Annotated in this window: 7 protein-coding genes; 2 read left to right on the top strand and 5 right to left on the bottom strand. The window is 37.1% G+C overall.

Annotation, left to right across the window (positions count from 1 at the left end; translation table 11 throughout):
- Positions 1 to 303: 303 nt before the first annotated feature.
- A complete protein-coding gene (locus ACSVDA_RS14815; protein WP_485884209.1) occupies positions 304 to 2,379 on the bottom strand; it encodes a 5'-nucleotidase C-terminal domain-containing protein in 2,076 nt (691 codons plus the stop codon).
- Positions 2,380 to 2,633: 254 nt separating this feature from the next.
- Between ACSVDA_RS14815 and ACSVDA_RS14820 the strand changes: the two genes are divergently transcribed.
- Entirely contained in the window at positions 2,634 to 4,508 is a 1,875-nt protein-coding gene (locus ACSVDA_RS14820) for a bifunctional metallophosphatase/5'-nucleotidase (RefSeq protein WP_485884210.1), read from the top strand.
- Between the two features lie 297 nt (positions 4,509 to 4,805).
- Here ACSVDA_RS14820 and ACSVDA_RS14825 read toward each other — a convergent pair whose 3' ends face one another.
- Positions 4,806 to 8,564, bottom strand: a complete 3,759-nt coding sequence (locus ACSVDA_RS14825; RefSeq protein WP_485884211.1) for a S8 family serine peptidase — start codon at positions 8,562 to 8,564, stop codon at positions 4,806 to 4,808.
- A gap of 885 nt (positions 8,565 to 9,449) precedes the next feature.
- Positions 9,450 to 11,186: an ABC transporter ATP-binding protein gene (locus ACSVDA_RS14830; RefSeq protein ID WP_485884212.1), complete on the bottom strand. Its 1,737-nt coding sequence runs from the start codon at positions 11,184 to 11,186 to the stop codon at positions 9,450 to 9,452.
- 483 nt (positions 11,187 to 11,669) lie between these two features.
- Here ACSVDA_RS14830 and ACSVDA_RS14835 point away from each other — a divergent pair, with 483 nt between their 5' ends.
- Positions 11,670 to 12,944: a glycosyl hydrolase family 18 protein gene (locus ACSVDA_RS14835; protein WP_485884213.1), complete on the top strand. Its 1,275-nt coding sequence runs from the start codon at positions 11,670 to 11,672 to the stop codon at positions 12,942 to 12,944.
- Positions 12,945 to 13,192: 248 nt separating this feature from the next.
- Here the strand turns inward: ACSVDA_RS14835 and ssb are convergent, their stop codons facing one another.
- Both ssb and ACSVDA_RS14845 read right to left on the bottom strand, forming a co-directional pair.
- Positions 13,193 to 13,534 (bottom strand): single-stranded DNA-binding protein, encoded by a 342-nt coding sequence (gene ssb / locus ACSVDA_RS14840; RefSeq protein WP_485884214.1) that lies wholly within the window; start codon positions 13,532 to 13,534, stop codon positions 13,193 to 13,195.
- A gap of 441 nt (positions 13,535 to 13,975) precedes the next feature.
- Complete coding sequence (locus tag ACSVDA_RS14845) at positions 13,976 to 15,394, bottom strand: glycoside hydrolase family 18 protein (RefSeq protein WP_485884215.1); 1,419 nt, start codon at positions 15,392 to 15,394, stop codon at positions 13,976 to 13,978.
- Positions 15,395 to 15,405: the final 11 nt, after the last annotated feature.

Below are 15,405 nucleotides of genomic sequence, written 5' to 3' on the forward strand. Positions count from 1 at the left end.
TAGACAAACAGAAATGCGGAAGTGACTTGCTCATCCTCGACTAGCACTGGAAGCATTTCACTTGAAGGCGCTTTTTGCCTTCATGAGAAATGGTGAAGTGACCTCGAGGGGATTGGCACTGGAGCTAGACAAATAGAAATGCGGAAGTGACTTGCTCATCCCCGACTAGCACTGGAAGCATTTCACTTGAAGGCGCTTTTTTGCCTTCACGAGAAATGGTGAAGTGACCTCGAGGGGATTGGCACTGGAGCTAGACAATATAAAAAAGAGCTGCTAGTAAACTAGCAACTCCTTAAAATACAATTATTCATTTCTCATGAAGCGATCATCCATAATAGATGCTGCATCAACTTCTTCTGTCATCGCACGCAAATAATCAGCAAATAATTCGCGTTGGAAGTCAGTTGAGTCAGTCCATTCCACTTCGCCAAATGCAGTATAGCCATCACCTTCACCTGTCGATAAGAAGTTGTTTGTCACAACAGAGAATGTGCCTTCTGCAAATTCACCATTTGTATAAACTGGTGTTCCGTCTGTTAACGTAATATCAATAATACGATCGCCAATTTCACGAGCATCATCAAAAATGACTTTTACGCCCGAGAATTGAATTTGAAGTAATCTGTCTTCAGGGCCTTCAAGAATAACTTTTAGCTGTTGTGCTGTCATATCAGCTGTTACATTATAGTTATCGAATGGAAGTACTTTAAATACTTCACCGTAATTAATCTCACCAGCGTCGATGTTTTCACGAATTCCACCTGAGTTTTGGAAAGCAATTTGTGTTCCAGCTTTTTCACGCATTGCATCAGTAATCATATTTCCTAATTGACTAACTCCAAAATCAACTTCAGAGTAATCACGAGTTAACTCACCGTTTGTGCTACCAACAACTTCATTTTCTACTTCTTTCACTTTCGTTTGATAGTCTTTTACAATACTATCAGTATCTGCATCTAAAGCAGTAAGATTAATATTTGTTTCAAGCAAGCCTACTTCTTGTGAAACAACTTCTTTGCTGTCTCTATCAACGAATAGCTTAATATGTCCAATTGCTCTCGTATATTTTTCAGCTTCGATTACAGGAATACCATTAACGATACCTGCTACACGCTTATGAGAGTGTCCACCTACGATCGCATCTAAAGATCCCGCTGATGCATCAGCTAAATCTGCTAATTCACCTACGATTTCATTCGTTTCTTCCTCTGCCCATCCAGGTAAGTGAGAAGTAACAAAGATAAGATCTACACCTTGATCTTTCAATTCTTTCGCTAACTCTTCAGCAATTGGTGCTGGTGTAGGGAATGTTAATCCTTCTACATGTGTTGATAGTGTAGTAGATTTTGTTTCTGGCGTAGCAAAGCCGATTACACCAATTTTGTAATCACCTTTTTCCAAAATCACATAAGGCTCAGCCCAATCAACACGTGTATTCGTTGCTTCATCAAATACATTTGCTCCCATAATAGGTAATTCTGCTTGTGCAATACGTTCTTTTAAAACGTCTACTCCCCAGTCAAATTCGTGATTCCCGATTGCAGCAGCATCGTATTCAATCGAATTTAACGTGTCAATCGTTGAAGCACCTTCAAACGAATTAGAGATAAGTGTACCTTGCATGATGTCTCCACCATCAAGCACGACTGTTCCGTCTGCATTTACAGAACGAAATGCATCAACGATACCACCAACAACAGCCATACCGCCACGTTGTTTCGCTTCATCAAATTCAATATTCCCATGAATATCGTTCGTTGAAAGAATGTCAACAACATCAAAAATTACAGGCTTTAAGGCATCACTTGCTTCTTCACGAGTAAGGTTATCCTGCGGTCCAAACGCTTCACCGTTTTTCACATCGAAGACACCTGCAAGAAGTGAATAAGCTACATAAGGACGTGCCCAATCAGAAATATCAGCTACATCTGTAAAATTGTTTAAAACGCTCTCATCTACAGTAGGCATATTACCGTCTGTTAATGCTAGAGTAATAATTTTTGCGAACTGTTCTTTATTCACTGTGTCATTTGGGCCAAACTCAGCTTCTGATAAGCCCTCTATTAAATTAGCAGCAATTGCTTTCGCTACTACATCTTTGTGTTCTTGAGTATTAATATCTTTAAAAGATAACTCAGCTTTCTCCTCCCCAAGTTCACCAGCTCTATCTAACATGATCAAAAGTTGGGCGCGAGTAACTAATTGGTCACCACCAAGTTCACCGTTACTAAAGCCTTTTATTATTCCTTTTGTTTGCATTAGCTCAATATCAGCTAATTTGACTGCATCAAAGTTTGTGTCTGCCTTAGCTAAATCAGTTCCCATCATACTAAAAGCTAGAGCAGAAGATGCAACAAGTGTTGTCAACTTTTTCTTCATTAAAGTTCACCTCATATGTAGTTTTCTTAAACCGTGATTCTACTGCTCTATTAATATAGCACATAGTTTATAAATGTCAAAAAGTCATTGTTTTGGCATTTTATCCATAGTTAAGATTACTTTCATAATTTTACTATAATGAGGTAAATGCTGTTAGTGTAAAATTTATATTGTAGTAAACTATAGAATTTCTTATAATAGAGAGTGTTTGAGAGTATTAATAGTTAAGTTAACTTTCGATAGGGGGAGAATATATGAAGACATTTGGTAAAGTTGGAAGCGTTTTAGCTGGAGTAGCTCTATCTACATCTTTGTTTGCTAGTACTACTTTTGCGGAAGCCATTGATGTTAATCATATCGATTGGATGAAAGAAGAAAGTATTTTAAAGGGTAATCAAACTGGAAACTACAAATTGAATCAACACGTTAAGCTAGCAGATGCTCTAATCTTTCTTGCTAGAACAAAAGGTGTTGAGGGGCTAGAAGAATCTACAGGCAAAAACTTTGCTGAAGATTATATACAATGGGCAAAATCAAATGATGCAATTTCTGATGACCAAGCGAAATTTCCTCATAAACAGCTATCTTCTGATGAAGTTACAGAGATCGCTAGTAAGCTAGGATACGAGCTTGCTCTTGAAGATAGCAATAAAGTAACAAGAGAAGACTTTTTAACGGCACTTGGAGAAGCTGTTGTTAGCCATATTACAATCGGACATACAAATGATGTTCACGGTCACATTGAAGAAAATAGCTTCGGTGGAGAATATGGTTATGCAAAAATCTCTACATTAATTAATGAATGGCGTGCTGAAAACGAAAACTTCTTATTACTTGATGGTGGAGATACGTTCCAAGGAACAGTATTAGCGAATGAATACAAAGGTGAATCACTTCTACCTATCTTAAACTATTTGGATTATGATGTGATGGCTGCTGGAAACCATGAATTTGACTTTGGTTACGAGCAAACATTAAAGCTACGTGATGCATTGAACTACCCAATGATTTCTGCAAACGTATTTAAGCCAGACGGAACGGAATTATTAATTCCAGTTCACTATGAAGAAGTTGCTGGTAAAAAGTTTGCCTTCGTTGGATTTGTTGCTGAAGATACACCTGTATTGACTCACCCAGATAATGTTGCTGGGCTAACATTCAAAAGCCCTGTTGAAGTAGCAAAAGAGTTAATTCCTGAAGTGCAGAAGCAAGTTGACAACGTAATTGTCGTTTCACACGTAGGTGTGACTGTTGATAGAGAAATTGCTGAAGCTGTTGATGGCATTGACTTAATCGTAGGTGGACATTCACATACACCGCTTACTGAACCAGAATTAGTTAATGACACATATATTGTACAAGACTGGGAATACGGTAAATCTTTAGGTCGCGCAGACTTATACTACTACAATGATAAAGTCATCGCATTTGATGGTGGATTAGTAGAGTATGATGAAACAGTAGAAGCTGATCCAGAAGTAGCTGCGATGGTTGAAAAAATCGTAACTGAAATTGATGAAAAGCTTAATGTTACAATTGCTACAACTGATGTTCATTTAGATGGTGCTCGTGATTTAATTCGTTCACAAGAAACGAATCTAGGAAATTTAATTACTGACATTATGCTTGAGAAAACTTTAACGATTGATGGTTACAACGCTGATGTTGTTTTAACAAATGGTGGCGGTATTCGTGATGAAATTCCAGCTGGTGACATTACGAAGAAAATGCTAAATACAGTTCTTCCATTCCCTAACACGTTAGTGGTAATTGATGTAACTGGTGAAGAGTTAAAAGCAGCATTAGAGCATGGTGTAAGTGGTGTTGAAGAAGGCGCAGGACGCTTCCCACAAATCGCTGGCATGTCATTCACTTATGATTCTACTAAACCAGCTGGTGAGCGTGTAGTAGAAGTGAAGGTTGGCGAAGAGTTACTTGATGAATCAAAAACTTACAAACTAGCAACAAATGACTTCGTTGGAGTTGGCGGAGATGGATATGAAATGTTCGCTAACAAAGAAATGTTTAACACAGGGTTCACATTATATTCAGTTGTTGAAGAAGGTTTAATGAGCCGTGAAACGGTAAGCCCAGTTGTTGAAGGAAGAATTGTTGACTTAGCAAACTAATAAGCTTTTAATTAGTAAAGCATCTAATGAAAATATTTCATTAGATGCTTTTTTCATGTGCACTATTTTATCTATTTCGATCAGAAGACCGCTCACTTCAGCCAAGGTCCCAATGTCTGACGAAATGTAGTTTGTTTTATGAAAGTACCGAGATGTTGCATTGCAATGCATGCATTTATTGACAAGGTCTTTTTGTACAAAAAGAGGCATCCATTAACCAGCAAGTGGCTTAATGGATGCCTCATTCATGATGTCATACTTACATGAGTAGCGCTTCTTTAAAAGCAACAGGTCAAGTCAGTTACCTGAGCCTCGGATTATCGTAATCTCTTTTTCAGTCTCATTGCCTCCAAGGTCAACCGCCTTTAAGACAATAACATTTTCCCCTTCGTCAAGCTGGAACTCTTTCTCTACTTCATAGACGATAGATCTCATTTCTAGAGGTGAATCAAAAGTTTGCTTGAATTCTTCATTGCCATCGATATAGAAACGTAGCTCATCAAAGTTGTCTTCTACAGTCAATTTGACAGTTGCTGTTTCAGTATCAATATCAACAGATGTAGGTGCATCAACAGTGATAACAGGTGCTAAAGTATCTACAAATACAGTACGTTTAAATGAGATTTCATTACCTTCACTATCTATACCACCAAAGTAAATATCATGTACACCGTCTTCTTCAACAGTTACTTCTGTTTCAAATGCAAATACACTATTTACTGCATCCCATTTCAAATCAACTTTAGCTCCATTGACGGTTACTTCTTTCACATCTGCATCATCTGCTACATATCCAGCAACAGGTATCGTTCTTGATGCGATTGGACTAAGAGGCTCTGGAAGGTCCGCAATAATGAAAGGAATAACCTCGTCACTTGATACCACATTACTCTTTACGTTACCTGCGTAATCATATGCAAGTACTTTAATTGTATCTTGATCCGATACGCCTTTTAAATAATATAAATCTCTATCGGCAGCTAACGGATGTTCTAATACAGAAACTCCGTTAACAAGAATATCATAATGTGAAATACCTGAACCGTATTCAATTGATTTTAAAGATAGTGTATCTTTCTCATCATCATGAATGACGATAACTGATGGTTTTGTAGTATCTACAAAAACAGGAACTTCAACGATTTGCCAATCAGCGTCCGGGTCATCAATTTTTGTTTTGATTTCGTAATAGTATAAGCCATCAGTAACTAGCTCATTGTTAACAGTACCGTCCCAAGCAGCATCCTCAAATAGATGAGCTAACGTCTCTCCACTATTATCGAAATAATTTTTCTTAATATTTTTTTCAGTTGTTAACTTACGAACAGTCTCTTTATCACTATTTAAAATAGAAAATTGTACTTCTTTAGCATTTCTTAAAAATGTTAAATATGGGACAGCGACATCATTAACACCGTCACCATTTGGTGAAATTGATATTTTATCAGTATGAACAAATCCATCATGTGGATTATACCCTAGAAACTCATATTCGAAGCTTTCTAATCCAGCTAATTCACTATTTCCTGAAATAAAGCCAGCTTCACCATAGTAAGATAAACCAGAACCACCTAATTCATCTAAAACCGGTGCATCCGCCCACTCTCCATGGAATCCTACATAAGGTATACTTAGCTCTGGATTCATATCAGTAACATCAACAAGTTTTACAAACCCTTCAACGAAGTGACCGTTAGCAAACACTTCATTTAAAGGAAGATTAGAGAACCAATCAACGGTATTGTTAAGGTCAATTGTTACATCAAATGTCACTGAACTGCTAGCAGGCACCGTTAAAAGTTGCTCTCCTTCTACTGTTGTAATATGACTAGAAGAATAAGTTATTGGGAATTGCCCCACGCCCACTTCATCTATCGTTCCATTCTTATAAATCCCTTGGGATTCAAGTAGGTTGATACCTTCACCGACAAGATCAGTCAATACACTACCATCTAAACGGTATGTTGCATCTAGATCAGACATATTTTCTGCTTTTAATGTAAATGTTGTTTTCTCCCCAATTTCCTTCAACGCTACCTTTGCTTCACCCGAATTCACTTCTGTTACTACAACAGGTGTACTCATTGCAGCATGTAAGTTCATTAACCCTGCGCCTTGACGACGAGGAGAATATGCATTTCCTGTACCATATGCACTATTATAAACACCCTTATCAGCAATAATATTTGCAGTGTTCATTAATAAGATTTTAGCGAGTTGAACGCGATCTTGACCTGCTACATCATACATACCAGTTACATGCTGTAATACAAGTGCTGCTCCACCTGCAACATGTGGTGATGCCATAGACGTACCAGTCATTAGACCATAACCATCATTTTGTAAGGTTGATAGAATACTTACCCCAGGTGCGGTAATCTCAGGTTTAAAATCAAGGTTAGGCGTAACTCCCCAAGAACTTGATTCGGCTAGCTCACCAGCCTGTGGGTTTACAGATGTTAACTTTTCACCTGTGAAAGTTAATGAAACATCCTGCCCTTCGTCTAACAGACCTTTTAAAATTTCTCCATGCTCTTGCAGAATAAACAATTGTGGAATCATAACTTCAGGATCACTTGTCATGCTTACATATCCAGGTGAGTGATTAAAGATGATAACACCTGCAGCACCAGCTGCTTGAGCATTTAATGCTTTTGTTATAAACCATGTCTCACCACGTTGAATGAGCGCAATTTTTCCAGTGAGATCCAAACCAGCGAAATCATCTGCTGCTGGATCAACATCTGAATCACCCGGCAAACGACCTAGCCCTGCGTACACAACATCATAAGTTTTCGTCGTTAAATCATTTGGGTGCACCGATGAAGCTGACATAAACGATATTGCTCCAGTTTCTTCACCAGCTGCATATTGTAACGCGTCTAAGTCAATGTAATCATTTTGAATACTTGCTACTTGAAGAGTTTGTGGAAACAAACCTGGTGATCCTACGACACCGATATCTGGATTAGAACTAAACGGGTTAAGGCCAGAACCCCAGCCAAATTGTCCAGAATTTCCTGCAGACACAGCGACTAAAACACCACTATCTACAGCTCTTGATATTGCTGCTCTTTCAGGGTCGTCATCATTAACAAATTGAGAAGCATCTCCTAAACTCATATTAATTACATCGGCACCAAGTGCAATTGAATCATCAATTGCTTTGACAATAATATCACTATATGTAGTCGGCAATACTGGGTCATTCCCAAATACTTTCATGGCCAAAATTTGCGCTTCAGGGGCAATCCCTTTAATACCGCCATTTTCTTCATTTCCATTTGCACCAACTGTACCAGATACGTGCATACCATGATGCACTCCTTCTGGAGCAAGGTCTAGTAAATGATCGTTGCTATCAGCATAGTTATAGCCGTATGGCACTTTTGCTGTTAAATATTTTCCAGGTAGACCGTTTTGTTGAATAAGCTGCTCAACACTTGCTTGTGTCAATGCTGGTACTGTACCGTCACTTAAAACCATATCTTTATGGTTCACATCATGACCACTATCAATAACAGCAACAACCATTCCTTCTCCACGATAGCCATAGTCAGCCCATGTCTCAGGTGCAGATACCATACCTTTACTGTATACCATATTCGGTTGCTGTTGACTTACATTAATATCAGGACGTACATATGAATTAGCAATATATACTTTTTTAACATTACTTAACGATTGAATGGTTTCAATAGATTGGTAATCTACTTTTCCACTAAAGCCATTAAGTATTGTAGTAAAGCTTTCTTCATAATCAATTTCTATCGCTTTAGAAGCAATATCTGATTTAACAAATGCCTGCTCCTTTAACGCTTTATCCTTTAATTCTTGTTGCTTACTATCAGATAAATCACCAAACTTTACACGCGCTTTATTCGCATATGTAATACCTGGCTCACTATCTAATTCTACGATAACTCGAACTTTTTCATTTGGTTCATATGCTGTTTCATCAGATGAGTTATTCGTTGTAGCTGCTGCAACCATTGAAAAGTTAGACAAAATAAGAAAAAATGCTGTAAAAACGATAAATGCTTTCTTTAACCTCACAAAAAAACCCCTTTCTTAATAAATTAATAGATTACAGGTGAATATATTTCCTGTATTGCTAAGAGTAGGAATAATTCTATTTTATTTCCTCGTACATACATAGTCAAACAATTTTTCAGTATAATTCAATTATTCTGAAATTTTTTCTTTTTATGAAATATTTTGTAACATTTTTAAATTTTTTACATTCTTGAAAAATGCCCTATCAATCGAGTGAAAGATGAATTAACAAAAACCTTTAAGAAAAGCTAACTCGTATATAAGTAGGGTATGCATCAGCTACGATAAAAGCTACACCTTATCCAAATGAAATGAGTAAAGAACTTTGCTGCTTTTCCTATCTCTTTGTCCTTTCATTGTTGGGGAAGAAGTATGTAGTGATAACATTGCACTTACAAGCTAATTTTAGTTGTTTTTATATTGATTTTCCTTTTCGTACTAAGAAATAAATACTTATCAGCCAAGCATTCGTAGCTTCTTTTCTTCTCTAAAGACTATAAAAATCATATAATTTTCAGCAGTTGGCTTCTACATATTGTTGAAAGTCTTTAAGTGTTGTAAAATACGACAATATTCTTTGTTAATGTAAGGGTTTTTCTTAATGAATGCATGAGGAATAGCTACTCCAACGATACTGACTTTGGTTGGCAGTATCACTTGCGTCAAATGGATTTAGGTAAATATGATTTGTGGGTAAAAGGGGTACATTTCACGAGCTTCCGAGAGGAGTGTTAAATACTTGTTATAATCCTGTTGATGTGACAAAGAGGAGACTTATTATTGCAGCAACTCGTTATATTTCTCACTACTGGCTAACATTTCGACAAAAAATGTTCTTTCTCACAGAAACACATCAGTACTAGTTTCCCTTGAAAGCGTCGGGGGTCAGACCCCCAACTGGTGTGTGGCGAATTCGCGGTACATGTTATGCGTTTCAAATAATTCAGCGTGTGTACCTTTCCCGGTCATGATACCTTTATCTATAAAGATAATTTGATCAGCATCGACGACGGTAGATAGCCTGTGTGCAATAATTAATGTCGTTCTACCTTTCATTAAATTTTTCAATGCTTCCTGAACGACAATCTCAGACTTACTATCTAAACTAGATGTTGCTTCATCAAGCATTAATATTTTCGGGTCCCTTAGTAACGCTCTGGCAATTGCAATTCTTTGTCTTTGCCCTCCCGATAACTTAATTCCTCGCTCCCCAACTTCGGTCTCATATTTATGAGGGAGCTCTTCGATAAATTGATCGGCAAATGCCATCTGTGCTGCTTTTCGTAATTCAGTTTCACTTATTTCATTTTCTGTTCCATAAATGATATTTTCCCTTATTGTTCCTGCAATAATCGGGCTTTCTTGAGATACGTAACCAATCTGATTACGCCATGATTTTAATGAAAATTGATCTATCGGTTCTTCTCCTAGCTGTATGAACCCATTCGACGGTTCATAAAATCTTTCAATAAGTGAAAATAATGTCGTTTTTCCACTGCCACTCGGTCCGACAATTGCTGTCACTTTTCCTGCTTTTACTGAAAAACTAATATCCTTTAAAATGTTCTCCCCATTTTGATATGAAAAGGTAAGATTTTTCACATTTATTGATTGATCAACATTTGTAACAGATGATCCACTTGTAATATGCTCTTCTTCGTAATTCAAGATGCCAATAATCCGTTCAGTCGCACCCATTGCTTTTTGAAGCTGAGTAAAGAATGCTGTAAATTGACTCATTGGAATAATAATTTGAATCAAATAAAGGATAAATGCTACTAAATCCCCGGCTGATAATGCGCCAGAAGCTACTCTCAAGCCACCGTATCCCATAATAACAACGAGTAATGCCATTAATACGAACGACATTAAAGGTGCAATTAATGCCTGTACTTTTGCTTCCTTCAAGCCGAACTTGAATAAATTATTAATGCCCTTTCTTCCATTTTCAAGCTCAATTGATTCTGCATTAGAGACTTTTACAAGTCGGACTTCAGAGAGCACTTGACTCAGCACTGTAGTAAACTTCGCTGTTTCATCCTGTAAATTCTTTGATATTTTATACATTTGTCTCCCTAATGGTAGTAATACAAATAGGGACACTGGGACTACCAACAGCATTATCAAGGTCATTTTCCAATCAAGATACAGTAATATTGCAACCGACCCTATAATTGATATAACTCCAGTGACAAAATTGGTTAAGTGATCCGTAATTAGCTCCTTGACTACAGCAGTATCATTAGTCATTCTACTTATTGTGTCACCTGTTCGGTTTTGGTCGTAATATCGTATAGGAAGTACTAAAAGCTTTTTCCACAACCGTTCTCTTATCTTGGCTACGATAGATTGACCTATATAGCTTAGCAAATAAAGGGAAAGTCCTCCTGCAATAGCTTGAATGACGAAAGCTACAATTAACAATACAATATGGGTTTGGTTAAATGACGACAACGAAAATTGATCAACTAAGTTTTTCGTAAAAAGAGGAATCGCAAGTGATACAATTGTCGAGAAAACACTCATCATCATCGCAATTGAAATTAATATTTTGGACGGTTTTGTTTCCTTAATAAGTGCTGAAAATAACCTCCAATCTCCTAACTCCCTTTTCTTTTCCATTTAAAGCACTCCCTACAATAAAATGTTTAAAATCGAATGCCACTTTGTTAAAAACGGCTAGATATGGTTATGTACAATTAATACGTTAATAAAGAAGAAAATGTTTCATTAAAAATAAAATCAATACTGCTCAATACACCAATTATATTTACATTTGAAAATAAGTATGTTCAGAAAGATGCTTTACCATTGATTCCTTTCCTCCCGTAACGAAGGTTTACCTCTATACACTTTCATCAATTGGCTCACTAGCATAGTAATCTAGTATGTATTATAACCATTTCTAGCAAATTTTCACAAAAGATATGAATACTCAACATTAAAAATAACCATTATCACTTTAACTCACCAGGGTCAGACCCCAAAAATAATGGCATATTTTTGTTGGGTATGAATAGTTTAAGATAGATGGGTTATTGTGTGCTTTTATGAGTGAAATAGACGATTTTGTTTGATTATGTGAAGCATTTGGGAGGTTATGAAATGATTATATACACCGTTAAGCAGGGAGATTCTCTATATTCCATCGGGCAACAATTTAGAGCCTCTTATCAAGATATTATGAGAGTGAATGGTTTAGAAAATGGTAATATTGTTCCTGGTCAGTCGCTTCTTATTAGACAAAATGTTTATATTGTACAGCAAGGGGATACTTTATATAAAATATCCGAAATGACGAATGTTTCTACGCAAGCATTAATAGATGCAAACCAAATCCAAAACCCGAATATGATCAGTCCAGGAATGCAACTGACACTTCCAAACATACCTAGCTATTCAGCTGACAGTGTTGGATATGAATCGATTATTACAGCTGACGAGATGGGCTATGTAACATTAAGAGATCCTATACCTTTAGAAGAAGAATTAACAACCTTTGCTCCGTGGCTGAATTATGTACCATTGTTCGATTATCAGTTACAAGAAGGCGGCAACCTTAGTGACCTTGATGATGAAAGTGCTATACGAACAGCACGTGAAAATCGAATTGCTCCATTAGCAACGGTTACTGCGTTTAATGCAGACATGATTCATAGAGTATTATCATCTGCAGAAAATACACAAAGATTAATAGATAATATTTATCAAATCGTATCAAGTAAAAATTATTCTGGGGTAAATATTGATTTTGAAGCTGTAACCGAAAGAGATAGAGACTCATTTTCTGAGTTTTGTAGATTGCTCAACGACCGTATGAAAGTGGATGGGTACCTTACGACGATCGCGGTTTTGGCAAAGGAATCTGAAGCATGGCATAAAGGGCTAGATTATCAGGCAATCGCACCATCAATGGATTTTGTATTTATTATGGCATATGATTGGCATTGGAGATTCAGTCAACCAGGACCTATTGCGCCAATTAAACGGGTACGTACAGTACTTGATTTTGCTATTACTCAAATCCCTAGAAACAAGATCGTTTTAGGAACGGCTCTATATGGCTATGATTGGACAGTACCGTTTACACAAGGAATGAGTGCACGCGCCCTGTCATCACATGCTGTCACAAAAATTGCAATGCAATATCAAATTCCAATTAGATACGATGTTGAATCAGCGTCCCCATGGATTGAGTTTGTTGATGAAGAAAACAAAAGGCGTATCGTGTGGTTTGAGGATGTTAAAAGTATTAATGAAAAGTTCAAGTTAGTTCGTGAATATGGATTAGGTGGGGTAGGCTTCTGGCAAATTAGACTTGAGTTTCCACAGCTGCCAACATTAATGAGTGAGATGTTTACAGTTGAACATATATTGTAAGTGATCGTGAAATGCTGTTTAAGATATAAACACGTATAGTTCTAGCCTTCATGGCATCTTTACTACTTTTAAAAACTTATTTTAATATCCAATTTTTGTAAAAATAGAAACTAAGCGCAAAAAAATACCAACCAAAATAGGTTGGTATTTTATATTGGAGATACGTTGAAGAAACTTTTTGTCTAGAGGAAAGTTGAAGAATAAGTGAGGCATTGTGAAGCGAGGATATTTTGTTAAGGGGTTGTCAACTATATAGCGATTGATTCAGGTTTTTTGCCATCCATGAACCGTACAGATTCAGCAATGACTTCAGTTACATACACATTTTTCCGTTCTTGATTTTCGTAACGTCTCGTTTGAATTCTCCCAGTAATTCCAACAATCGACCCTTTTTTACAATACGTCGCTGTATTTTCAGCAGCTTTTCTCCATACTGTACAATTAACAAAATCAGTGTCAATCTCACCCTGTGCATTTTTATAATTTCTATTTACCGCCAAAATAAAGTTTAATACAGCCGTTCCATCATTCGTATATCGCATTTCAGGGTCTTTGGTCATGCGTCCAACAAGTATGACCTGGTTTATCACTTCATTAGCTCCTTTCTAATTTGATAGTCCCATCATACCTAAACCGTTGCTTGTAAGTAAAATGTCCAATTTTGCATTTTTATCGCCTAAAACGTGTCGAAAATGCAATTTCTGTAAGTTAAAACGACTTATTTCCACGTCTAACAAACATAAAAATACAAAATTAGCACAGTTAAAAATCTCTATTAATAATCTTAAGTTTGTTTCAGAATTAGAATTTTACAATTACCATCACCGTAGCGAAATGAGGAAGTAAAAAAACACGATAAAAAAACTCTTAACAAGAATCGCTAAGAGTTTCTTATAAGCACGTATACATTCTATCGTTCGTGACATCTTTTCTACTTTGACCATGATTGAGCTCTCATAAAACTCATCATACTGCTTATTTTTAGTAACAAAGTTTACGGCTACACGTCAATGATGACACATCAATGTTTCCTATATATGTTTGTGGGCTTTAAAGTTACTATCAAGTACATACCAGTTTTGTGGAAATGGCAATCCAAGAACCCAGTAGAACAAGCCTCTTAAATGATACTCCTTCACTGTATCTAGCTTTGCTTGAATGCTGCGTGCATCTTCAAACCACACTTCATGATGTGCTCCTTCTTCATCGTAATATCTAAAAAATGGTGATTGATATGTTGGATCATATTCAATGGTAGCACCGTACTTTCCTGCACGTTCTACAGCAGCTTGTGGACTTAATGTCGACGCAGACGTACCTTGGACGAAAGGAATGTTCCAGTCTCGACCATATAAAGGAATTCCCATCAAAATTTTATCTCTCGGTATGACAGTAACAGCGTAATCTAATACTTTTCTCACCGAATTGAGTGGTGCTATGGCCAACGGTGGCCCACCGGACCATCCCCATTCGTAGGTCATTAAAAAGACCATATCAACAATTTCTCCATGAGCCTGATAGTCATGCGCAGCACGAAGTAAATCTGACTCTGTGCCTGTTACTTTCGGAGCTAAAGCTGTTGACACCGATAAGCCTTCAGGATGAAGTCTTGCAACTGTTTTCCGAAGAAAATTATTATAATTCTCACGATCCTCAGGGTATACAAATTCAAAATCAACATTCAGCCCCACATAGCCTTTTTCCTTCATCGTTTCTAAAATATTCGTAATCAATGTATCTTGTAATTCTTCACTTGCAAAGATCGTTGCAGTAAGGTCTGAATCAAAATTCCCTCCAGAAAGATTCGAAATAACCATTAAGGAACCAATATTATATTTCTCAGCTGCCTCTATGACTTCTTTATCACTTAATGTTGAGATCGTACCATCTTCTTTTACCGCATATTCAAATATTGATAAATAGGTTAGTAGATTTCCTACATCATCAACGAGCTCGACACCTCTCTCCCCCATTCTAGTAATGTACGCATTTACATCAGCTAACTGCTTTACTCTTTCTGGAATGCGTAACACTTGACCTGGGAAAATGAGATCGGGATTCGCAAGCTGATTTGCAACAGCTATGTCCTGAACGCTTACCCCGTATCTTTGCGCAATCATCCAAAGCATTTCACCTGGCTGTACGACATGGTGTAAAGGTACAGGGATGGTTAAATACTGACCTATTTGAATACGATTTGGATCGGCAATCGCATTCTTATCAATAATTGATTGGACACTGACACCATACATTTGGGCGATTCTCCAAAGATCTTCACCTGGCTGTACGACGTGTTGGCGTGTCGGCGAAGGAATAACTAGTGCTTGACCAACGACTAGCACGTTGGGGTCTTTCATTCCGTTCGCTTTAATAATTTGGTTTATATCAGCACCATACCGCTGTGCAATACTCCACAAAGCATCCCCACTTTGTACAACATGGATTTGCATATCATATCCTC

The sequence above is a fragment of the Cytobacillus sp. Hm23 genome (genome assembly GCF_051842895.1).
Taxonomy (GTDB): Bacteria; Bacillota; Bacilli; order Bacillales; family SM2101; genus Nanhaiella.